This window comes from Sphingomonas yantingensis (assembly GCF_014199325.1).
GTDB lineage: Bacteria > Pseudomonadota > Alphaproteobacteria > Sphingomonadales > Sphingomonadaceae > Sphingomonas > Sphingomonas yantingensis.
On the sequence record NZ_JACIJJ010000001.1, the window covers coordinates 907,679 to 929,205 of the forward strand.

Genomic DNA, 21,527 nt, shown 5'->3' on the forward strand with positions numbered 1-21,527 from the left:
CAACGTCGCGCCATGGCAAAGCAGGATATCCGGATCGCGTGGCACCGCTTCGGCCTTGGACTACGGCTGAACGAGGCGCCGCCGGCTGACGCAAGGGCGTGGCTGGAGCGACAGATCACCGCCTACGACCCCGCGCCGCCGCCGATCGCCGCGGCGGCGAAGTCGCCGGCGATCGCGGCGGAGATTTTCGCCCTGCTGGAGGAACGTCAGCAGGCACGGCAGGAAGCGCGACTGGTGGGCGAGGCGCGGCCGATGGCGGCGAACGCGATCGGCCCGGCCTCCCGCCGGCACCTGACCGACGCGATTGGCGCGCGCGGCGCGGCGGCGCTGTCCACCGATACGCCCTTTGCCGAGCGGCTGGTCCATTTCTGGGCGAACCATTTCGCCATTTCTGCCGACAAGCAGCGGATGATCGCGCTGACCGGCGCGTTCGAGTTCGAGGCGATCCGCCCGCACGTCATGGGCCGCTTCGCCGACATGGTGCAGGCGGTCGAGCGGCATCCGGCAATGCTGATCTTCCTCGATCAGGCGCAATCGGTCGGCCCCGGCAGCCCCGCCGCGCAGCGCGCCGCCGCGAACGGCCGCAAGCGCGGGCTGAACGAGAATCTGGCGCGCGAGATCATGGAACTGCACACGCTGGGCGTGCGCACCGGCTATTCGCAAGGCGACGTGACCGAACTGGCGCGGGCGCTCACCGGCTGGACCGTCGGCGGTCTGGGGCAGGGCAGGGCGGGCGAACCCGGTCGCTTCCTCTTCGCGCGGCAGGTCCACGAGCCTGGCGAGCGGCGTATCCTCGGCAAGCCGTTCGCGGCGGGCGAGGAGGATCAGGGCGCGGCGATGCTCGACATGCTGGCGACGCATCCAGCCACGGCAAAGCATATCGCCACCAAGCTCGCCCGCCATTTCGCCGGCGACGCCCCGCCGCCGGTGATGGTCGCGCGGCTGGAGGCGGCGTTCGTGCGATCGGGCGGCGACCTGCCCACCGTATATCGCGCGCTGATCGCTTCGCCGGAGGTGTGGGTGCCCCAGCCGCTCAAGTTCCGCAGCCCCTGGGACTGGACGATCGCCGTGCTGCGCGCGAGCGGCGTTCGCGAGTTTCCCGGACCGGCGCTGTCGGGGTTGCAGCAACAACTCGGCCAGCCGGTATGGAAGCCGGACTCCCCGGCGGGCTGGGACGATACCGACGCCACCTGGGCCGCGCCCGACGCGCTCATGCGGCGGGTGGAAGCGGCGCAGCGGCTGGCCTCGCGCGCGCAATCGGCGACGCTCGATGCCCGCCTGCTCGCCCGCGATCAGTTTCCGGGCAGCACCAGCGCGACCGCAGAGGCGGTGGCGCGCGCGGAAAGCCCGCCGCAGGCGCTCGCGCTCCTCTTCGCCTCGCCCGATTTCATGCGGAGATAATCATGGTCGACCGCCGCTCACTGCTCGCCGCCGGGCTCTCGCTCGGCTTCGCCCCGCGCATCGCGTTCGCGCGTGCGGCAACCGATCGCCGCTTCGTCTTCATCCTGCAGCGCGGCGCCGCCGACGGGTTGGGCACGGTCGCGCCCGTCGGCGATCCCGCCTTCGCCGGGCAGCGCGGCGCGCTGGCCGAACCGTTCGCTGGCGCGACAAAACTCGACGGGATGTTCGCACTTCATCCGGCGCTGGGCGCGATCGGCGATCTGTACCGGGCTCGGGAAGCACTGTTCGTCCACGCCGTCGCGTCCCCCTATCGCGAGCGCTCGCATTTCGACGGGCAGAACGCGCTCGAAACCGGCAGCGCACAGCCTTATGCGATCAAGGACGGGTGGATGAACCGCCTGCTCGGCCTGTTGCCGCCGGACGAAGCGCGAGCGATCGCGGTCGCCGCGACGGTGCCGATGGCGCTGCGTGGCAAGGTGGAGGTCGCAAGCTACGCCCCCTCCGCGCTGCCTGACGCCAGCGACGACCTGATCGCGCGGGTGACGCGGCTGTACGAGGGCGATGCGCAGCTTCACGCGCTCTGGGCGCAGGCGACGGCGACGCGGATGCTGACCGGCGACCTTGCCGCCGATCAGGGGCGCAACGCCGCCGCGACCGGCGAACTCGCTGCAAAGCTGATCGCGCCCGACAACGGCGCGCGGATCGCGATGATCGAGACGGGCGGCTGGGACACCCACGCCGGGCAGGTCGGTCGACTGGCAGCACAGCTCAAGGGGCTGGACGCTATGACGGCGGCGCTGAAGGCGGGGCTGGGGCCGCTCTGGGCACAGACGCTGGTGATCGTCGCGACCGAGTTCGGACGCACCGTCCGCGTCAACGGGACCGGCGGGACCGATCACGGCACCGCGTCGGTGGCGATGCTGATGGGCGGGGCGGTGAGGGGCGGGCGGGTGGTCGCCGACTGGCCGGGCCTCGCCGACGCGACGCTCTATGAAGGGCGCGACCTGAAGGCGACGGGCGACGTCAACGCGGTCGTCGCGGGCGCGCTCGCGCAGCATTACGGATTGGACCCGGCCCGCGCGCTGGCGGCGCTGTTCCCCGCAAGCCGGGCGACACGACCGACCGAGGGACTACTGCGCGCCTGATACGACAACGGGGCCGGACATCGCTGTCCGGCCCCGCGTCAGTTCAGCCAATCGGGATCAGTAGGTGCCCGAGAAGCTCTTGCCGAGATTTCCCGTCGTGCCCGACGTATCGGTCCCGGTGGCGTCGGTGCCGGTCGAGCCGAGGCCCGAGGCGGTCCCGCTGGTGGGCGTCGCCGCACTCGTGCCGGTGCTTTCGGCATTACGACGCGCTTCGCCATAGTTCGTCGTGCGATCGCCATAGGTCGAGCGATTGTCGTCGCCGAACATCGCCTGGTTCCGCTCCTCGTCGCGCCACTCGGCCTTGGCCTCCGCGGCGGTCTTGCGGATCTTGACCTTGCCGTCGACGCTGTCGATCCAGCGCGACGGGATCGAGTGGTGGCGGCCACCGGCATCGACGTCGTTCTTGGTCAGGATGATGCGGTCGCCGCGCACCTTGTCGACGGTGCCGACATGCTCGCCGTCCGAGCCCACGACTTCCATATGCTCGTTCACTTGGGCGAGCGACGAACGCTGCGTCTGGCGCTCGGTGCGGAAGCTGTTGAACTCGTTCTCGAACTTGGTTGCGTTCTCGCGGCGATATTCGTCATAGTCGCGGTCGAGCTCGCCGATCCGCTGGCGGCGCCAGTTCGAATAATGCTCGTCACGCGATCCTTCGGCGCTGTTGCCGTAGCGCTCGTCGAGGCGGCGGTCCTGCTCGCGGCGGCGCTCCGCCTCTTCGTCGCCGAACCACGAGCGGACCTCGTCGCCGGCACGGTCGAAGAAGCCGCGCTCCTCATAGTCATAGCCCTGCGGCTGACCGGCATAACCGCGGTTGCGCTCGGCATCGCGGCCATAGCCGGTCTGGCGCTGATAGCCGGAACGATCGCCGAAGCCGCGGTCGCGCTGGCCATAGTCGCGCTGGCCATAGCCCTGATAGTCGCCGCCGAAGCCATAGGTGTCGCGGCCCTGATCGCCGCCATAGCCGCTGCGACCGCGGCCATAGCTGCCCTGGGCACCGACATTGCCCTGCGAGCCGTAGCCGCTGCGCGAGCCATAGCTGTCGCGCGAGCCGTAGCTACCCTGCGCGCCATAGCTGCCGCCCTGCTGGCCATAATAGCCACGCTGGTCGCGGCCGGTTTCGCGGCTGCCATAATAGTCGCGACCCTCGCCGCGGAAGTCAGACCGATCGCGCTGCGGACCGAAACGGCTGTTGTCGCCGTACTGCGGCGACGCGCCATAGTCGCGGTCGCTCGAATAGCCATAGTCGCGCCGGGCGCCACTTTCGCGGCCATAGTCGAAATCGCGGTCGTCGTCGTTGCGCCAGCCGTCACGCGGGTTGCGGTCGTTGCCCATCACACGATCCTCCAGGGAAATATTTACAAGCAGGCGAGGCGCGTCATTGCGCTGCCAGCCCTGACCTTAAGGATCGACCGGGCCTTATGTTCCTCAACTTGGCGCGAACGGGACGGCGACGAGCCGTGAGGGCACGAAAAAAGACTGAAAATAGCTGCTTCGGGGGCGTTGCATCGCGCCGCAGGGGCCGCTAGAGGGGCCACCTTCCCGCCGCGAGACGCGCGGGAAACCGGTGGCGGGGCTGTAGCTCAGATGGGAGAGCGCTGCAATCGCACTGCAGAGGTCAGGGGTTCGATTCCCCTCAGCTCCACCAGCCACCGCTCTCCAAAATCTCCCTCATGAAGCGCCGCTGACCGCCCGATCGATCGGTTCGCGCTCGGCTCGTCGAAATGCCGTCCATTTGCCGTGTGGACTTGGATCGTTTCACAGGTGAAGGTGTTACATCAGGTCGACGCGGAGACTCGCGTCGCTTGCCGGCGGCCCTGACGGTGTCATGGTTCGCCAAGCGACCGCAGCGTAACGCGGCGCCGAGTAAACCGTGATGGAGAGGGCGAGATCATGAAGTCTGTATCGACGACCCGTTTGACCCAATGGTCGGTTGGCGCGACGCTGGCGGCGCTGGCACTGGCCGGCTGTTCCAAGGCGCCCGAGAATTCGGGCTCGACCGCAAGCACCGAAACCGCGGCCGCCAATACCGGCGCCGCCGCCGACACCGCAGCGGCGCCTGCGGCTGCGCCCTCTGCCGCCGCGGTTGCGGCGGACAACACCGACACCACCGACGGCACCAAGCTCGCCAGCTTCACCGGCGACGCGGCCAAGGGCAAGACCGACTTCGCCACCTGCTCGACCTGTCATGCGGTCGAGGCGGGCGTGAACAAGATCGGCCCGTCGCTCCACGCCGTGGTCGGCCGCAAGGCGGGCAGCGTCGCGGGCTATAGCTACTCGACCGCCAACAAGAACAGCGGCATTACCTGGACCGAGGACAAGCTGTTCCAGTATCTCCAGAACCCGCAGCGCGTGGTGCCGGGTACGAAGATGGCCTTTGCCGGCTGGTCGGATGCGCAGAAGCGCGCCGACGTGATCGCCTATCTCAAGACAATCTGATCGATCGGGCCGGGCGGCGCTTGCTGTCCGGCCTCTCGGCTCGAAGGTCGAGCAGATGGATCGGCAGCGACGCCGTCACCGGTAGCGCGATCCAGACCCAAGGCGCCCCGACCAGTGCGGCGCGAAGCCCCAGCAGCATCAATGCCCCCGGTAGCAGCCGCAGCAGCGCCCGCCCCGACGGCCAGCCGAAACGCGTGACGAGCAGCACGAACTCGGCCGCGATCACCGCCAGCACGATATCGACCGCATGACCGCTTGCGAACAGCGCGGCCATCATCCGAACGGGCCGTTCAGCCGCACGATCGTCATGTTGAGATAGCCCGCGAACGTGACCCAGGCCAGATACGGGACGAGCAGCAGCGCCCCCGTCATCGACCGACGCCAGATCACCAGGATCAGCACCGCGACCGACACCCAGAGCGCCAGCACCTCGACCATCGCCCAGTCGGGCCGTCGCAGCTGGAAGAAGATCAGGCTCCAGGCGATATTGAGAAAGCCGTTGAGCGCGAACAGGCCCAGCAGCCACTCCCGCTCCGCCTTCGTCCGCGCGGCGAGCCAGCCGCGGACGCCGGCCAGCGCCGTCAGCGCATAGATGACCGTCCATGCCGCCCCGTACGCCGCGTCGGGCGGTGCCCAGCGCGGCTTGGCAAGCCCGGCGTACCACGGCCCGATCTCCGTCACCGTCGCGCCCATGAACGCGACCGCCGCCGCCAGCAGCAGCGCGATCACCACGGGCATCAGCCACGGCCGCGCCATCATGCGGTCTGCATCAGGTGGCGCATATCCTTGGCGAAGATGCGCAGATAGGCAAGTGGGTCGGCATAGACGATGCGCTTGTTCATATAGGCGGGCCAGATCAGCCGCTGGACGTCGCGATCCTCGCACATCGCGACGAAACGCTCGCGCCGGCGATCGTTGCGGTACCAGAAATGCTGCATGACACCGAGGACCCAGAAGACGCGGCCATGCGCGCGCATGAACCGGGTCCGCGCTCCCGCCAGCGCGCGCGCGTCGCCGGTGGCGAGGAAGGTGCCGACCGACGCGGCGACCTCTCTTCCGCTGGCCATCGCGTAATAGATGCCCTCGCCCGACGCGGGGGCGACGACGCCGGCCGCATCCCCGGCGAGCACGACGGCGCGGCCGTCGTCCCAGCGCTTCAGCGGCTTGAGCGGGATCGGCGCGCCCTCGCGCCGGACGACGGGCGCATCGGACAGGCCGCTCTGCGCGCGCAGGCGATCGACGGCGGCGCGCAGGGCAAAGCCCTTTTGTGCGCTGCCGATGCCGACGCTGGTCGTGTCGCCATGCGGGAAGACCCAGCCGTAGAAATCGGGCGACAGCGCACCCTGATAGAAGACGTCGCAGCGGCCGCGGTCGAAGCCGGCGGGGGTGCGCACGATCTCGTGATAGGCGAAGACCTGGGGCGGGGCGGGCTGATCGGGCATTGCTGCGCTTGCGACGCGCGAGCGGGCGCCGTCGGCACCGACGACGCATCGCGCCACCAGGCGATGTTCGCGCCCGTCGCCGTCGCGATAGGCGACGACCGTCCCGCCGCCGCCCCGCTCGATCCCGACGAAGCTGCCCGTCCGCCGCACGGCCCCCGCCGCCGCGGCTCGGTCGCGCAGCCATTCGTCAAACGGACCGCGATCGACCATGCCGACGAACCCGTCGCCGCCGCGGTCGACCGCCATGTCGACGTAGGCGTCGCTTGGCCCCACCATGCGCGCGGCGACGGCGCGCCCGACGAGCAGCGTTTCGGGGATCGCGAAATCGACGATCAGCCGCGGCGGAATGGCACCGCCGCACGGCTTGATCCGACCGCCACGGTCGAGCAGCACGACCGAGGCGCCGGTGGCGGCCAGATCGGTCGCCGCGGTCGCCCCCGCGGGGCCGCCGCCGACGACGACGCAATCGACGGTCATGCCGCGCGCATCACGAGCGGGCCGGCCACGGCCGGGCGCCAGGCGAGCCATGCAGCGGCGACGAACAACGCCGCCTCCAGCGCGAATACCAGTCCGAACGCGGCTGGGATCGAACCGGTCAGTGCGCGAAGCGCATCGACGCCGCCCGCACCGATCAACCCGCCGAGCGCAAAGGCGATCGCCTGCGCCGCGCCCCAGACGCCCATCCGCACGCCCTCTCGCCCCGGTCTGCCTGCGCTCGCCAGCGTCATCATCGCGCCGATCGCCGCCACCGCGAACACGCCGTTGGCGAGGCCCAGTAGTGCGATGTTGAGGACCAGCGGCCAGCCGGGTCCCGCCTGTGCCCCGAATGCCAGTGCTGCCATCGCCGCCGCCGATCCGGCACAGCCGCCGCCGATCCACCGGCGAAGGCCAGCCCCACCGCGCAGGCTGCCGCCCAACCCCGCGGTGATCATGCCGAGGAGGACGCCGCCATGCTGCACGCCGGTCAGCGCGGTCGACTGACCCGGGCTCATCCCGAAGCGCAGGCCGGCAAAGGGTTCGAGGATCAGGTCCTGCATCGAGTATGCGAGCATCGAGACGAACACGAACGCGGTGAACCGCCGCGCGGCCGGGTCCCCGGCGATGGTCCGCAGCGCCGCCGCCAGCGGCGGGGCGGGGGCGGCGGGCGCTTCCGGTGCGGTCTCGATCCGCCAGACGGCCAGCGCCGTCAGCGTGATGGCGGCAAGCGCAACGACCGCGGTGACGCGCAGCAGCCGCGCTGGGCTGAACGGATCGATCAGCGCGCCGACGACCCCCGCGGTCACGGCGATGCCGAACACCATCATGATCCACGCGATCGCGGCAGCGGGCGCGCGCTGTGCCGGGGCGGTGCGCGCGGCGAGCAGCGCGAGCAGCGACGTGCCCGCGGCGCCCACGCCCGCACCGATCAGCGAGAACGCCAGTACGGCCAGCGCGAACCCGCCCGCGCTTCGCGTCGCCAAGAGCGGCAGTGCCGCGACCGCGAGTTGCGTGCCGGCGGCAAGCACCACCATCCCGCCTATGATCCAGCCGCCCCGCCGCTGCGTCCTGTCGGAACCATGACCCCAGGCGGGGCGTGACAACTGGACCGCATAATGCCACGCGACCAGCCCGGCGGGCAGCGCAGCGGGCAGCGCATATTCGACGACCATCACCCGGTTGAGCAGCGAGGTGGCGAGCACCGCCAGCGCGCCGATCGCGCTCTGGACGAGGCCGAGCCGGACGATCCCGGGCCAGCCGAGTGGCTTCACGCGCCGAGCCCGAACGCGGCGGCGAGCATGCCGGTGACATAGAGCGAAGTGCCGGTCGCATTGTACCACGGGGCATGGCGACGCGGATCGGACAGCAGGCGCCGCATCAGCACCACCTGTCCGGCAAGCACTGCCGTCACCGCCGTGGCGGCGATCGGATGGCCCCAATGCGCGAGAAGCGCCACCACGACGATCTGTGGCAGCGCCATCACCGCGCAGGCCAGCCGCGCCGCACGCTCGACGCCAAGTATCACCGGCAGCGATCGCAACCCGGTCTGCCGGTCGCCCTCCACCGCCTTGAAATCATTGAGCGTCATGATGCCGTGCGCGCCGACGCTATAGAGCATCAGGATCGCCAGTACCGGCAGCGGCGGCAGCCCGCCCGCCATCACCGAGGCACCCGTGAACCAGGTCAGCCCCTCATAGGTGAGTGCCACCACCGCCGGCCCCCACCATCCGCTCGCCTTCAGCCGAAACGGCGGGGCACTATAGGCCCATGCGCAGGCAAGTCCGAGCAGCGTCGCGGCGAACACCCACGGCCCGGTCGCGGCGGCGATCGCGGCTGACAGGGCGGTGCCGATGATCGCGATGGCCAGGCCCCAGCGCCCTGCAATCCGGCCAGAGGGAATCGGTCGCTCCGGCTGGTTGATCGCGTCGACATGGCGGTCGAACCAGTCGTTGACCGCCTGGCTGGTCCCGCAAACCAGCGGCCCGGTGAGCAGGATGCCCGCGATCAGGAAACCCCAGCGATCCGCCAGTGGCACGCCGGAGGAGACGACGCCGCACATGAATGCCCAGATCGGCGGAAACCAGGTGATCGGCTTCAATAGCTCGATCACGTCGCGCGCGGCGGGAAGGGGAACTACTCCGGCCGTGGTCGTCAGGCGCGCCATGGCAGGAGGCTATGCCTGACGCACCCCCGCGTCAAACCGAATTGACAGATCGCTCAGTCCTCGTTCGAAACGAGGTTGCCGAGACCGTGGCGGTGGAGCTTCGAATAAAGGCTCTGCCGGCTGACGCCCAGGATCTCCGCCGCCGACGCGCGGTTGTCGGCGGTGTAGGCAAGCGCCGCCTCGATGCACAGTCGCTCGATCAGGTCGGTCGATTCCCGCACGATCTCCTTCAGCGACATGCGCCCGACCAGGCCCGTCAGCTGCTCGACCGAGCGTGGCAGGTCGCGCGGGATCTCCGGCGCGTCGCGCAGGCGCCGGCCGACCGAACGAAGCGTAAAGCCGAAACATTCGCCCGCCGGGCTGGGCGCCATGACCGCGGATACCTCGACCGCCTCCTCGCCGCCCGCCGACCCCCGCACGATCGTCGCGACGTTGCGGACCGCGCCATGCTCGCGAAGCTGCGCGACGATGAGTTCGAGGTCGATGCCCGGCCGGCCCAGCCAGGCATTAAGGCGCGCGCCCGCGACGCGGTCCGCCGACGGCACCTCGGCAAGGTCGATGAAGGCGGCGTTGGCGGTCAGGATCGACAGGTTGCGGTCGGTCAGCACAAAGGCGTCGGGCATCCGGTCGACGACCTCGCCGAGTGCGTCGTCCTGACGCCGCGCCGGTGACATGGGCGCGGCGGCGATCCGCACGAGGAGGAGCGGTGCGCGCGCCTGTCGGAACGGACGCGCGGAAAGCGTGGCGGTGCCATGGCCGCCCGCGAGGGTCACGGTCGCGGGGGCTACGTCGTCCGCCGCCTCCACCGCGCCCAGATGCGCCATCAGGTCGTCGCGCGCGGCAGGGTCGACCAGGATATGCACGGGCTCGCCGACCAGCGCGCCCTCGACCGCGCCGATCAGGCGATGGGCGGCGGGGTTCGCCTCGCGGATACGCCTGGTGCCGGCGTCGACGATCAGGACGGGCTCTGACGCCATCTCGAACAGCAGGCGATAGCGGGTCTCGGCCTGGCGCAGGCGGATATAGTCGCGCTCCAGCGACTGCTGCGCCTGGATCAGGCGCTGCTGCATCTGCGCGGCGCTGCGCATGTCGCGGCCGATCGCGATGCGGCGATCCTCGCCAAGGCCCATGACGAGGTAGCGGATCGGCACGTCGCCGCCGGCCAGCGGGTGGTTCACCTGGCGCCATCGGCCCGGCGCATCGCCCCCGGCAGCGGCGGCGAGCATCTCGGCCACCTTGTCGCGGCTTTCGATCGTCACCGTCTCGGCAAAGCGCTCACCGACCCAGGCGTCAAGGCCATGGTGCGCAAGCTCGCCGTTGGACACCGCCACGTCGAGGATGCGGCCATCGCCCGACAGGATCAGCGCGACGTCGCCCATCGCGGCGAGCAACCCACCCGCTGTCGCAGCGTCGAGCGTTGCGGGCAGCGTGCCCGAACGGGAAAAGGCGGTGGTCCGGGCGGGAGCGATCTGCTTGTTCACGACGAGCACCGGACTCCGGGAAAAACGGGTTTCACTGGGCGGCAAGGACCTCCCCGGCGCGAGCCCGGACCAGGTCCGCCGCCATGTCGAGGGCGAGCCTGGGGTCGCGCGCGGTGCCATCGGCGCCGACACAGGTTGCGAGAAGCGGGTCCTGAAGGAAGACACGCCCACCGACCATCACGCTAACCTGCGGATTTTTCGAGGAAATCCTAAGGTCGGCGATCAGCGATGCGAGCGGGGCGATATGGCAGTCGCAACTGATCGTCAATCCGATCAGATCGAAGTGGCGTCCGGCCACGCGATCGAGCAGCTCGTTGACCTCCGCACCGAACCAGCGATCGGTATCCCATCCCCCGCCGCGGAACAGCTCCTCGACAACGACGGTGCCGAAGGTGTGGGAATCACCGGGCATCACCGTGAACAGGGCGGTCAGTCGCGGTTCGGCATCAATCCGAGGCCGCGGCGTGCGATCGGCGATCTCGTGCACCACTTCCTGCAATCGCCAAAGGCCCATGGTCACTTCGACAAAGTCGCAACGATCGCTTTCCCACCATTCGCCGAGCAGCCGGGCGGTGGGGGCCATCAGATCGACGAGCACCGCCTCCAGCGGAACGCCGCGCGCTAGAATCCCCTCGACATGCGCAAGCACGATGTCGGCCTCCACCTCCAGCGTCATCGGCGCGAGGGTGGCTACGTCCTGCGCCCCGATCGCGTGGATCGGCGAGAAGTTCGGCACGGGGGCCGCATGGCGATGCGCGACCATCAGTCGGGGAATGATCTCGCCCTCAATCAGTGCGGATAGCACGCTGGGAGAGGGGGCGTGCAGGAAACTGACATTGTCGCGGTCGCGCGGTGCCCGACCGCGGTCGGACCATCCCTTCCCATCAACTGGCGCAGTGGTCGCCATCGTCAGCTCTCCGCCCGGTCAAGTTAGCCTTGGTCCGGCTGGCAGGATCGCCATCTTTGGAATGTCCCGCGAATCATAACCTATGCCTGTTTCGGGTGACTCGCAATCGTCAGTCGTTATTGCATCGCAACGAAGTGTCTTGTTCCATGGACGTCAAGAAAGATTGACACTTTGGCTGGGGTGGGCGTAGCTTCGAGCCAGCCTCAGAACAAAGGAACGGGCGCGACATGCGGGCGGAGGGCACAGCAGGCGAGCGGACCGGGCCGGGAGCGATCCCGCTCTATACGCCCGAGCAGCGCCGCCGCCGCGACGCCACGCGCTGGACGCTGGTGCAGGGCATCCTTGCCCCCGTGCAGTTCCTGATCTTCCTCGTCAGCCTCGCCCTCGTCCTGCGCTATCTCTCGACCGGCGAGGGTGCGGGCGCCGCGACGGTCTCGATCGTCGCCAAGACGCTGGCGCTCTACGCGATCATGCTGACCGGCTCGATCTGGGAGAAAGTGGTCTTCGACAAGTGGCTGTTCGCGCGTCCCTTCTTCTGGGAGGACGTGTTCAGCATGGTCGTGATCGCGCTGCACACCGCCTATCTGGCGGCGCTGGTGGCGGGTATCGGGACCGAGCGGGAGCGGATGCTGCTCGCGCTCGCCGCCTATGCGACCTACGCGATCAACGCCGCGCAGTTCCTTCTCAAGCTGCGCGCCGCGCGGCTCGAGAGCAGCCCGCGATTGGCGGTGGCGGGATGAGCGCGTCGCTGCCCATCGCGATGCCGGGATGCGCTGACGCGCCGGTCCTTCGCGAGCGCGGCCAGCGCGAGGTGTTCTGCGGCCTGACCGGCATCGTCTGGCTGCATCGTAAGATTCAGGACGCCTTCTTCCTCGTCGTCGGGTCACGCACCTGCGCGCACCTGCTGCAATCGGCGGCGGGCGTGATGATCTTCGCCGAGCCGCGCTTCGGCACCGCGATCATCGAGGAGCGCGACCTGGCCGGCATGGCGGATTGCAACGAGGAGCTTGATCGTGTGGTCGATCGGCTGCTCGACCGCCGACCCGAGATCAAGCTCCTGTTCCTCGTCGGCTCCTGCCCGTCGGAAGTCATCAAGCTCGACCTGTCGCGCGCGGCACAGCGCCTGTCGGTCAAGCATGCCAGCCGGACCGCGATCCTCAACTATTCGGGTTCGGGGATCGAGACGACCTTTACCGAGGGCGAGGACGCCTGCCTCGCCGCGCTGGTCCCCGACCTCGCCGCGACCGAGGCGGCGAACCTAATGATCGTCGGCGCGCTGCCCGACATCGTCGAGGACCAGTTTCGCCGCCTGTTTGCCGAACTCGGTATCGCGCACGTCGATTGCCTGCCCGCGCGCCGGGCGGGGGCGATGCCCGCGGTCGGGCCGAACACGCGCTACCTGCTCGCGCAGCCTTTCCTTGGCGAGACGGCGCGCGCGCTCGAGGATCGCGGTGCGACCCGCATCGACGCGCTGTTCCCCTTCGGTGCCGAGGGCACGACCGAGTGGCTCCACGCCGCGGCCATGGCGGTCGGCATCGACGAGATGCACTTCCGCCGCGTCGTCGCCGGCCCGCGCGAACGCGCCAAGCGCGCGCTCGAACCGATGCGCGAGCGCCTCGCCGGCAAGTCGATCTTCTTCCTCCCCGACTCGCAGCTCGAGGTGCCGCTGGCGCGCTTCCTCGCGACCGAGCTCGGCATGCTGCCGGTCGAGGTGGGGACGCCGTATCTCCACCGCCGCCACCTCGCCCGCGAACTCGCGCTGCTGCCCGCCGGCACCGTCATCAGCGAGGGGCAGGACGTCGACCGGCAGCTGGACCGGGTGCGCGCCGCCCGGCCCGACCTCACCGTCTGCGGCCTCGGCCTCGCCAACCCGCTGGAGGGGGAGGGGCTGGCGACGAAATGGGCGATCGAGCTCGTCTTCTCGCCCATCCACGGCTTCGAGCAGGCGGGCGACCTGGCCGAACTCTTCGCGCGGCCGCTCCGTCGCCGCGACGTGCTGAGGCTCTGATGCAGCTCGCGGTCTGGACATATGAGGGGCCACCCCATGTCGGCGCGATGCGGGTCGCGACTGCGATGGAGGGCGTCCACTACGTTCTCCACGCGCCGCAGGGCGACACCTATGCCGACCTGTTGTTCACGATGATCGAGCGGCGCGCCAAGCGCCCGCCCGTCACCTACACGACGTTCCAGGCGCGGGATCTCGGCAAGGATACCGCGCACCTGTTCCAGACTGCGGCGCGCGAGGCGTATGCGCGCTTCCAGCCACAGGCGATGCTGGTCGGCGCGTCGTGCACCGCCGAGCTGATCCAGGACGACCCGGCGGGCCTGGCCGAGGCGATGCGCTTGCCGTGCCCGGTCATCGCGCTCGAACTGCCGAGCTATCAGCGCCGCGAAAGCTGGGGCGCGAGCGAGACCTTCTACCAGCTCGTCCGCGCACTCGCCGACCGCGATGCGCGGCCCGCCCCGCGTGAGGGCCGCCGGCCGCGCGCCAATCTGCTGGGGCCGACCGCGCTCGGCTTTCGCCACCGCGATGACGTGATCGAGGTGACGCGGCTCCTGGAGACGATGGGGATCGACGTGGCGCTGGTCGTCCCGCTCGGGGCTAGCCCAGCCGATCTCGCCGCGATCGGGACCGCGGATTTCAACATCTGTCTCTATCCCGAAACCGCCGACACTGCCTGTCGCTGGCTGGAGCGGACCTTCGGGCAGAAGACGGTGCGGACCGTGCCGATCGGCCATGGCGCGACGATGGACTTCGTGGCGGAGGTCGCTGCCGCCGCGGGCCTCGCCGACATCCCCGCGCTGCCGCACTCGAACCTGCCCTGGTGGAGCAAGTCGGTCGATTCGACCTATCTCACCGCCAAGCGCGTGTTCGTGTTCGGCGACGCGACCCACGCGATCGCCGCCGCTCGCGTAGCGCGCGACGAACTGGGGTTCGAGGTCGTCGGCCTGGGCTGCTACAACCGCGAATTCGCCCGCGACCTCCGCGAGGCCGCCAAGCTGTACGGCGTCGAGCCGCTTGTCACCGACGACTATCTGGCGGTCGAGCAGGCGATCCAGGCGGCGCAGCCCGAACTGGTGCTCGGCACGCAAATGGAGCGGCACATCGCCAAGCGGCTGCGCATCCCCTGCGCGGTCATCTCCTCGCCCGTCCATGTCCAGGACTTCCCAGCGCGCTATTCGCCGCAAATGGGGTTCGAGGGGGCGAACGTCCTGTTCGACACCTGGGTCCACCCGCTGGTCATGGGGCTGGAGGAGCATCTCCTCACCATGTTCCGCGACGATTTCGAGTTCTCGGACGCGCATGGCGCCAGCCACCTTGGACATGCTCACCTCGGCCACGCCGCCCCCACGACGGCGTCGGTCGAGGTGCCCGAAGCGGAAGGCTGGACGCCCGAGGCCGAGCGCGAGCTGTTAAAGATCCCCTTCTTCGTCCGCGGCAAGGCGCGCCGGAACACCGAAGCGTTCGCCGCCGGGCGAGGGATCGCCAGCATCACCCTCGACACGCTGTACGAGGCCAAGGCGCATTATGCCCGCTGACGCGCCCCTTCATGTCGTGATCGTCACGCTCGACAACCACCTGGCCGGCGCGGTCGAGCGTGCGGGGGCGCGGTTCGCAGGAGAGGGTGCGGGGATCAGCATCGGCTTCCACGCCGCGTCGGACTGGGACCATCATGCCGGCGCGCTCGACCGCTGCATCGCCGATATCGGCCGCGCCGACATCGTCATCGCGACGATGCTGTTCCTCGACGACCATATCCGCGCGGTGATGCCGGCGCTCGAGGCGCGGCGCGAAGATTGCGCGGCGATGCTCGGCCTCATGTCGGGGGCAGAGGTGGTCAAGCTGACCCGCCTCGGCGCCTATCGCATGGACAAGCCCGCGAAAGGTCCCTTGGCGCTGCTGAAGCGGCTGCGCGGCTCGTCAAAGGGTGGCGGGTCGTCAGGTGCCGGGCAGATGAAGATGCTGCGCCGCCTGCCGCGGATGCTGCGCTTCATTCCGGGCACCGCGCAGGACGTGCGCGCCTATTTCCTGACGCTGCAATATTGGCTGGCGGGCAGCGACGACAATGTCGTTTCGATGGTCCGCGCACTCGCTCATCGCTACGCCGGGCATGCGGTGAAGGCCGAGGCGCCGCGCGATTACCCGGACGTCGGCGTCTATCACCCGATGCTGGCAGGCGGGATGAGCGAGCGCGTCGCCGACCTGCCGCGCGCGACCGGGGCACGCGGGACCGTTGGCCTGCTTCTGCTCCGCTCCTACCTCCTCGCGCACGACACCGGCCATTATGACGGCGTGATCGCCGCGATCGAGGCGCAGGGGCTGAACGTCGTGCCGGTCTTTGCCAGCGGCCTCGATTCGCGCCCCGCGATCGACGCGTTCTTCATGGGCGAGGGCGGCCGCGCGATCGTCGATGCGATCGTCTCGCTCACCGGGTTCAGCCTCGTCGGCGGTCCCGCCTACAACGACACCGCCGCGGCCGAGGCGGCGCTGGCCGCGCTCGACGTGCCTTACGTGGCGGCGCACCCGATCGAGTTCCAGTCGATCCAGCAATGGGGTGCGAGCCGCCAGGGCCTGCTGCCGATCGAGGCGACGATGATGGTCGCGATCCCCGAGCTGGATGGCGCGATCCTTCCCAGCGTGTTCGGCGGGCGGGCCGATGCCTCGGGCACTTGCACCGGCTGCGACCGCGGTTGCAGCTTCGAGAGCGCGGGCCTTCGCCGCGAGATGCAGGCCTGCCCCGAACGGGCCGAGGCACTGGCGGGCAAGGTCGCGAAGATCGTGGCGCTCAAGCGGTCGCAGCGCGCGGCGCGCAAGCTGGCCGTCGTCCTGTTCAACTTCCCGCCCAACGCGGGCGCGACCGGCACCGCGGCGCATCTGGCGGTCTGGGAATCGCTCCATGCGACGCTGTCGCGGCTGGCGGGCGAGGGGTACGCGGTCGACGTGCCCGCCGACGTCGATGCGCTGCGCGATGCGGTGCTGAAGGGCAATGCCGCGCGCTACGGCGCCGACGCCAACGTCCATGCGCGCATCGCCGCCGACGACCATGTCCGCCGCGAGCCGCACCTCGCCGCGATCGAGGCGCAATGGGGACCGGCGCCCGGCCGCCAGCAGAGCGACGGCGGCTCGATCCACATCCTCGGCGCGCAGTTCGGCAACGTCTTCGTCGGCATCCAGCCCGCCTTCGGGTACGAGGGCGATCCGATGCGCCTCCTGTTCGAGGGCCGCTTCACCCCGACGCATGCGTTCAGCGCCTTCTATCGGTGGCTGCGCGAGGATTTCGCCGCCGACGCCGTCCTCCATTTCGGCACGCACGGCGCGCTGGAGTTCATGCCGGGCAAGCAGGCGGGGCTGTCGGGCGACTGCTGGCCCGAGCGGCTGATCGGCCATCTGCCCAACTATTACCTCTACGCCGCGAACAACCCGTCGGAGGCGCTGATCGCCAAGCGGCGGTCGGGCGCGACGCTCGTCAGCTACCTGACGCCGCCGCTGGCACAGGCGGGGCTCTACAAGGGCCTGTCGGAGCTCAAGGCGCTGGTCGAGCGGTGGCGCTCGTCACCCGACGCCGCCGAGCGCGCGAAGCTCGAACCGATGATTGCCGGCGCGGCCGATGCCCTCGACCTCGACGGCAGCGACACAGGAACGCTCGCCGGCCGCCTCTACGAGATCGAGCGCGAACTGATCCCGCACGGCCTCCACGTTCTGGGCCGGGATATGCCCGAGGCGCAGCGCGCCGAGATGCTGGCGGCAGGGGTCGAAGTGCCCGCCGCGAACGGCGAGCTCGACGCGCTTGTCCACGCGCTCGACGCCGGTTTCGTCCGCCCCGCGCCTGGCGGCGACGTGCTGCGCAACCCGGAAGTGCTGCCGACCGGCCGCAACATCCACGGCTTCGACCCCTTCCGGATACCTGGCACCTTCGCGTGCGAGACCGGCCGCGTACAGGCGGACGAGCTGATCGCGCGTCACACCGCCGCTGCTGCTTTCCCCGAAACGCTGGCGATGGTTCTGTGGGGCACCGACAATCTGAAGTCCGAGGGTGTCCAGATCGCACAGGCACTAGCGCTGATCGGCGCCCGCCCGCGCTTCGACGGGTACGGTCGCCTCTCGGGCGCCGAGCTGATCCCGCTCGCCGAACTCGGCCGTCCGCGCATCGACGTGATCGTCACGCTGTCGGGCATCTTCCGGGACCTCTTGCCGCTCCAGACGCGCATGATCGCGGAGGCCGCATTCCTCGCCGCGACCGCCGACGAGCCGCTGGAGGCCAATTTCGTCCGCAAGCACAGCCTGGCGCATGCCGAGCGGCACGGCTGCGACCTCGAAACCGCGGCGCTCCGCGTCTTCTCGAATGCCGAAGGGTCGTACGGCGCCAACGTCAACATGCTGATCGACGACGGCGCGTGGACCGACCCGGACGAGATCGCCGAGGTGTTCGAGCGGCAGAAGGGCTATGCGTACGGCCGCACCGGCAAGCCTGCGCGCCAGCACGAGTTGCTGAAGACCGCACTCGCCGGTGTCGATGCCGCGTACCAGAATCTCGACTCGGTCGAATTGGGCGTCACCGACATCGACCATTATGTCGACGCGCTGGGCGGCATCAGCCGCTCGATCGCGCGGGCCAAGGGCAGCGCGGCCCCGGTCTACATCCTCGATGCGACGCAAGGGGCGGCCAAGGTCCGCACGCTCGCCGAGCAGGTCGATCTCGAAACCCGCACACGGATGCTCAATCCGGCGTGGTACGAGGCGATGCTCAGCCACGGCTTCGAGGGCGTCCGCCATATCGAGGCGCACGTCACCAACACGATGGGCTGGTCGGCGACGACCGAGGGGGTCAGCCCCTGGGTCTATCAGCGGATCAGCGAGACCTTTGTCCTCGACCCCGCGATGCGCCAGCGGCTGGCCGGGCTGAATGCCAAGGCCGCGGCGCGCGTCGCGAACCGGCTGATCGAAGCAAGCGAACGGCAGTTCTGGACCCCCGATGCGGCGACCCTCGCCGCGCTCCAGGCGGCAAGCGACGAGTTCGAGGATGCCCTCGAAGGCGTCACCGCGGCAGCGGCATGAGGAGCGACTGATGGCCCTATTCGATCCCCCCGGCGGCCGCGGCGACGGCGATGGCTCGGTTCAGGTCGCACTCGACCCACGCGACCGGATCGGCACGGCCAAGGTCTTCGCCGTCTATGGCAAGGGCGGCATCGGCAAGTCGACCACCTCGTCGAACCTTTCCGCGGCCTTTTCGATGCTCGGCAAGCGCGTGCTCCAGATCGGCTGCGATCCGAAGCACGACAGCACCTTCACGCTGACCAAGAAGCTGATGCCCACCGTCATCGACGTGCTCGAGACGGTCGAGTTCCACAGCGAGGAGCTGCGGCCCGAGGACTATATGTTCGAGGGGTTCAACGGCGTGATGTGCGTCGAGGCGGGCGGCCCGCCCGCCGGCACTGGTTGCGGCGGCTATGTCGTGGGCCAGACGGTCAAGCTCCTGAAGCAGCACCATCTGCTCGAGGATACCGATGTCGTCATCTTCGACGTGCTGGGCGACGTGGTGTGCGGCGGGTTCGCCGCGCCGCTGCAACATGCCGAGCGCGCGGTGGTGGTCGCCGCCAACGATTTCGACAGCATCTTCGCGATGAACCGCATCGTCGCGGCGATCGGGGCGAAGGCGAAGAACTACGACGTGCGAATGGCGGGCGTCATCGCCAACCGTTCGGCCGCGACCGACGAGATCGACCGTTTCAACGAGGCGACGGGCTTGAAGCGCCTCGCGCACTTCCCGGACCTCGACGCGATCCGCCGCAGCCGCCTCAAGAAATGCACGCTGTTCGAGATGGACCAGACGCCGGAGGTCGAGGCGGCGTGCAACGAGTACAAGCGCCTCGCCGCGCAGCTCTGGGCCGGGTGCGACCCGCTCGACGCCAAACCGATGAAGGATCGCGAGATTTTCGAGTTCCTGGGGTTCGAATGATGGGACAGGCGGCTTCCCCCACCCGCTATGCCGACCGGCGCCAGCGGCTCGAAACCTATTTCGACCGCACCGCGGCCAAGGCGTGGGAAGCGCTCACCTCCGACGCGCCGGTCAGCGGGATCCGTGCGACCGTGCGTGCAGGGCGCGACCGGATGCGCGGCACGCTGCTCGCCTGGCTGCCCGAGGATCTGCGCGGCGCCCGCCTGCTCGATGCCGGTTGCGGCACCGGCGCACTGGCGGTCGAGGCGGCGCGGCGCGGCGCCGACGTGGTGGCGATCGACGTGGCCGGCAGCCTGGTCAAGGTCGCCCGCGACCGCGCGCCGGAGGGGCTGTCGATCGACTGGCGCGTCGGCGACATGCTCGACCCCAAGCTCGGCACGTTCGATCACGTCGTCGCGATGGATTCGCTGATCCACTACGACGCGTTCGACATCGTGAACGTGGTCAAGGCGCTGACCGAACGGACGCGCGGCAGCGTCGCCTTCACTTTCGCGCCCTCAACCCCGGCGCTGCGCGCGATGCATTCGGTGGGCAAGCTGTTCCCCCGCGGCGACCGCGCGCCCGCGATCGAGCCGGTGGCCGAGCGGCTGCTGCGCACGCTGATCGCCGGCGCGATGCCCGCCGCGCGGATCGGCCGCGACGCGCGAATCGGCGGCGGTTTCTACATCAGCCACGCGGTGGAAATGCTGCCGTGAGCCGCATCGCCGCCCTTCGTGACGGCCACTTCTGGGCGCGGCTCGGCACGCGCTTCCTGCCGTTCGCGGATGCGGCGACGCCCGAGCTGCCGCTGGGGCGGCTCCTGCGCCTGTCGCTGTTCCAGATTTCGGTGGGCATGGCCGCCGTGCTGCTGACCGGCACGCTCAACCGGGTGATGATCGTCGAGCTGGGCATGTCGGCCAGTTTCGTCGCGATCATGGTGTCGCTGCCGCTCGTCTTTGCGCCGCTGCGCGCGCTGATCGGCTTCCGGTCGGACACGCACCGCTCGGTGCTCGGCTGGCGGCGGGTGCCATATATCTGGTTCGGTACGCTTCTTCAGTTCGGCGGCTTGGCGCTGTTGCCGTTCGCAATCCTCGTGATGACGGGTGCGGGGCAGGGGTCGGCGGCGGTCGGGCATCTGGGCGCGGCGGCAGCGTTCCTGCTGGTCGGCGCCGGCATGCACACGACGCAGACTGCGGGCCTCGCCCTTGCCACCGACCTTGCCGACGAAGCCTCCCGCCCGCGCGTCGTCGCGCTTCTATACGTCAGCCTGCTTGTCGGAATGCTGGTGAGCGCGATCGTCATCGGCCGCGTCCTTGCCGACTTCAGCCCGACGCGGCTGGTGCAGGTGGTGCAGGGTGCCGCCGTCCTGACCATGGTCCTCAACATCACCGCGCTGTGGAAGCAGGAAGCGCGCGATCGCACCCGCCGCCCGGTGGCAGAGGCGAAGCCTGCCTTTGGACCTGCCTGGGGCCGGTTCATCGCGGTGCCGCGCACGCGCCGGCTGCTCGTTGCGGTCGGGCTGGGTGCCGCGGCGTTCAGCATGCAGGACGTGCTGCTCGAACCCTATGGCGGACAGATCCTGCGCCTGTCGGTCGGGGTCACGACGTCGCTGACCGCCGTGTGGGCCGCCGGGATGCTCGCCGGCTTCGCCTTTGCTGCGCGCGCGCTGGCCGGCGGCGCCGATCCGCACCGGCTGGCCGGGTTCGGCGCGGTCGGCGGGATCACCGCCTTCATCGCCATCCTGTTCGCCGGCCCGCTGGAGGCGCCGGTGCTGCTGGGCATCGGCGCGGCGTTTATCGGCGCGGGTTCCGGCCTGTTCTCGGTTGGCACGCTGACTGCGGCGATGGCGCTGGAGGATGGCGGCCATCGCGGGCTGTCGCTCGGCGCCTGGGGCGCGGTACAGGCGAGCGCGGCGGGCACCGCCATCGCGATCGGCGCGCTGATGCGCGACTGGGTGTCGAGCGCCGCTGTTGCGAACCGACTGGGCGCGACGCTGGCCGGGCCGGTGACGGGCTATGCCGCGGTCTATCTCGCCGAAATCCTGCTTCTGCTTGCCACCATCGTCGCATTGGGGCCGCTCGTTCGCGGTGCCGGTGCGCCCCCGTCTCGCTTCGGCCTCAGCGAATTTCCGATCTGA

The 21,527-nt window shown here is 69.8% G+C and carries 18 protein-coding genes and 1 tRNA gene; 11 read left to right on the forward strand and 8 right to left on the reverse strand.

What is annotated here, in order from left to right; genetic code table 11:
* Window positions 1-12: 12 nt before the first annotated feature.
* Together FHR19_RS04625 and FHR19_RS04630 are read left to right on the forward strand one after the other, a co-directional pair.
* Window positions 13-1,401: a DUF1800 domain-containing protein gene (locus FHR19_RS04625; protein WP_184024921.1), complete on the forward strand. Its 1,389-nt coding sequence runs from the start codon at window positions 13-15 to the stop codon at window positions 1,399-1,401.
* Between the two features lie 2 nt (window positions 1,402-1,403).
* On the forward strand, window positions 1,404-2,546 hold the full coding sequence (locus FHR19_RS04630) for a DUF1501 domain-containing protein (protein WP_184024923.1): 1,143 nt from the start codon (window positions 1,404-1,406) through the stop codon (window positions 2,544-2,546).
* 57 nt (window positions 2,547-2,603) lie between these two features.
* Here the strand turns inward: FHR19_RS04630 and FHR19_RS04635 are convergent, their stop codons facing one another.
* Entirely contained in the window at window positions 2,604-3,878 is a 1,275-nt protein-coding gene (locus FHR19_RS04635; RefSeq protein WP_184024925.1) for a DUF2171 domain-containing protein, read from the reverse strand.
* 237 nt (window positions 3,879-4,115) lie between these two features.
* Here FHR19_RS04635 and FHR19_RS04640 point away from each other — a divergent pair.
* Window positions 4,116-4,191: transfer RNA gene (locus tag FHR19_RS04640), tRNA-Ala, on the forward strand.
* 245 nt (window positions 4,192-4,436) lie between these two features.
* Window positions 4,437-4,982: a c-type cytochrome gene (locus tag FHR19_RS04645; protein WP_184024927.1), complete on the forward strand. Its 546-nt coding sequence runs from the start codon at window positions 4,437-4,439 to the stop codon at window positions 4,980-4,982.
* Here the strand turns inward: FHR19_RS04645 and FHR19_RS04650 are convergent.
* From FHR19_RS04650 to FHR19_RS04680, 7 genes are read right to left on the reverse strand one after another with little or no spacing between them, the layout of a single operon-like run.
* On the reverse strand, window positions 4,969-5,256 hold the full coding sequence (locus FHR19_RS04650) for a hypothetical protein (RefSeq protein ID WP_184024929.1): 288 nt from the start codon (window positions 5,254-5,256) through the stop codon (window positions 4,969-4,971). The genes FHR19_RS04645 and FHR19_RS04650 overlap by 14 nt on opposite strands.
* On the reverse strand, window positions 5,256-5,741 hold the full coding sequence (locus FHR19_RS04655) for a TspO/MBR family protein (protein ID WP_184024932.1): 486 nt from the start codon (window positions 5,739-5,741) through the stop codon (window positions 5,256-5,258). The genes FHR19_RS04650 and FHR19_RS04655 overlap by 1 nt, the downstream gene beginning before the upstream one ends.
* Window positions 5,738-6,901, reverse strand: a complete 1,164-nt coding sequence (locus FHR19_RS04660) for a geranylgeranyl diphosphate reductase (RefSeq protein WP_184024935.1) — start codon at window positions 6,899-6,901, stop codon at window positions 5,738-5,740. Before FHR19_RS04660 ends, FHR19_RS04655 begins: the two co-directional genes overlap by 4 nt.
* Window positions 6,898-8,172: a BCD family MFS transporter gene (locus tag FHR19_RS04665; protein ID WP_343053159.1), complete on the reverse strand. Its 1,275-nt coding sequence runs from the start codon at window positions 8,170-8,172 to the stop codon at window positions 6,898-6,900. The genes FHR19_RS04660 and FHR19_RS04665 overlap by 4 nt, the downstream gene beginning before the upstream one ends.
* A complete protein-coding gene (gene chlG, locus FHR19_RS04670; protein ID WP_184024938.1) occupies window positions 8,169-9,065 on the reverse strand; it encodes a chlorophyll synthase ChlG in 897 nt (298 codons plus the stop codon). Before chlG ends, FHR19_RS04665 begins: the two co-directional genes overlap by 4 nt.
* A gap of 53 nt (window positions 9,066-9,118) precedes the next feature.
* Complete coding sequence (gene ppsR, locus FHR19_RS04675) at window positions 9,119-10,546, reverse strand: transcriptional regulator PpsR (RefSeq protein ID WP_343053160.1); 1,428 nt, start codon at window positions 10,544-10,546, stop codon at window positions 9,119-9,121.
* A gap of 31 nt (window positions 10,547-10,577) precedes the next feature.
* Window positions 10,578-11,309, reverse strand: a complete 732-nt coding sequence (locus tag FHR19_RS04680) for a cobalamin B12-binding domain-containing protein (protein ID WP_184024941.1) — start codon at window positions 11,307-11,309, stop codon at window positions 10,578-10,580.
* A gap of 371 nt (window positions 11,310-11,680) precedes the next feature.
* On the opposite strand from FHR19_RS04680, the gene bchF reads away from it, so the two are divergent.
* The 7 genes from bchF to FHR19_RS04715 are packed head-to-tail and all read left to right on the forward strand — an operon-like array spanning window position 11,681 to window position 21,527.
* Complete coding sequence (gene bchF / locus FHR19_RS04685; RefSeq protein ID WP_184024944.1) at window positions 11,681-12,193, forward strand: 2-vinyl bacteriochlorophyllide hydratase; 513 nt, start codon at window positions 11,681-11,683, stop codon at window positions 12,191-12,193.
* Entirely contained in the window at window positions 12,190-13,461 is a 1,272-nt protein-coding gene (locus FHR19_RS04690; RefSeq protein ID WP_184024947.1) for a ferredoxin:protochlorophyllide reductase (ATP-dependent) subunit N, read from the forward strand. The genes bchF and FHR19_RS04690 overlap by 4 nt, the downstream gene beginning before the upstream one ends.
* Window positions 13,461-14,993, forward strand: coding sequence for a ferredoxin:protochlorophyllide reductase (ATP-dependent) subunit B (bchB, locus tag FHR19_RS04695; protein WP_184024950.1), 1,533 nt, complete (start codon window positions 13,461-13,463; stop codon window positions 14,991-14,993). The genes FHR19_RS04690 and bchB overlap by 1 nt, the downstream gene beginning before the upstream one ends.
* Window positions 14,983-18,510, forward strand: coding sequence for a magnesium chelatase subunit H (locus FHR19_RS04700; RefSeq protein WP_184024953.1), 3,528 nt, complete (start codon window positions 14,983-14,985; stop codon window positions 18,508-18,510). Before bchB ends, FHR19_RS04700 begins: the two co-directional genes overlap by 11 nt.
* Window positions 18,511-18,520: 10 nt before the next feature.
* Window positions 18,521-19,411, forward strand: coding sequence for a ferredoxin:protochlorophyllide reductase (ATP-dependent) iron-sulfur ATP-binding protein (bchL, locus tag FHR19_RS04705; protein WP_184024956.1), 891 nt, complete (start codon window positions 18,521-18,523; stop codon window positions 19,409-19,411).
* Entirely contained in the window at window positions 19,411-20,106 is a 696-nt protein-coding gene (gene bchM, locus FHR19_RS04710; RefSeq protein ID WP_184025907.1) for a magnesium protoporphyrin IX methyltransferase, read from the forward strand. The genes bchL and bchM overlap by 1 nt, the downstream gene beginning before the upstream one ends.
* Window positions 20,103-21,527 (forward strand): MFS transporter, encoded by a 1,425-nt coding sequence (locus FHR19_RS04715; protein ID WP_184024958.1) that lies wholly within the window; start codon window positions 20,103-20,105, stop codon window positions 21,525-21,527. Before bchM ends, FHR19_RS04715 begins: the two co-directional genes overlap by 4 nt.

Bases quoted from the DNA above. Each gene is read 5' to 3' on its own strand.
- FHR19_RS04625 (WP_184024921.1), top strand. From the start codon at position 13: ATGGCAAAGCAGGATATCCGGATCGCGTGGCACCGCTTCGGCCTTGGA.
- FHR19_RS04630 (WP_184024923.1), top strand. From the start codon at position 1,404: ATGGTCGACCGCCGCTCACTGCTCGCCGCCGGGCTCTCGCTCGGCTTC.
- FHR19_RS04635 (WP_184024925.1), bottom strand. From the start codon at position 3,878: ATGGGCAACGACCGCAACCCGCGTGACGGCTGGCGCAACGACGACGAC.
- FHR19_RS04645 (WP_184024927.1), top strand. From the start codon at position 4,437: ATGAAGTCTGTATCGACGACCCGTTTGACCCAATGGTCGGTTGGCGCG.
- FHR19_RS04650 (WP_184024929.1), bottom strand. From the start codon at position 5,256: ATGGCCGCGCTGTTCGCAAGCGGTCATGCGGTCGATATCGTGCTGGCG.
- FHR19_RS04655 (WP_184024932.1), bottom strand. From the start codon at position 5,741: ATGATGGCGCGGCCGTGGCTGATGCCCGTGGTGATCGCGCTGCTGCTG.
- FHR19_RS04660 (WP_184024935.1), bottom strand. From the start codon at position 6,901: ATGACCGTCGATTGCGTCGTCGTCGGCGGCGGCCCCGCGGGGGCGACC.
- chlG (WP_184024938.1), bottom strand. From the start codon at position 9,065: ATGGCGCGCCTGACGACCACGGCCGGAGTAGTTCCCCTTCCCGCCGCG.
- FHR19_RS04680 (WP_184024941.1), bottom strand. From the start codon at position 11,309: ATGGTCGCGCATCGCCATGCGGCCCCCGTGCCGAACTTCTCGCCGATC.
- bchF (WP_184024944.1), top strand. From the start codon at position 11,681: ATGCGGGCGGAGGGCACAGCAGGCGAGCGGACCGGGCCGGGAGCGATC.
- FHR19_RS04690 (WP_184024947.1), top strand. From the start codon at position 12,190: ATGAGCGCGTCGCTGCCCATCGCGATGCCGGGATGCGCTGACGCGCCG.
- bchB (WP_184024950.1), top strand. From the start codon at position 13,461: ATGCAGCTCGCGGTCTGGACATATGAGGGGCCACCCCATGTCGGCGCG.
- FHR19_RS04700 (WP_184024953.1), top strand. From the start codon at position 14,983: ATGCCCGCTGACGCGCCCCTTCATGTCGTGATCGTCACGCTCGACAAC.
- bchL (WP_184024956.1), top strand. From the start codon at position 18,521: ATGGCCCTATTCGATCCCCCCGGCGGCCGCGGCGACGGCGATGGCTCG.
- bchM (WP_184025907.1), top strand. From the start codon at position 19,411: ATGGGACAGGCGGCTTCCCCCACCCGCTATGCCGACCGGCGCCAGCGG.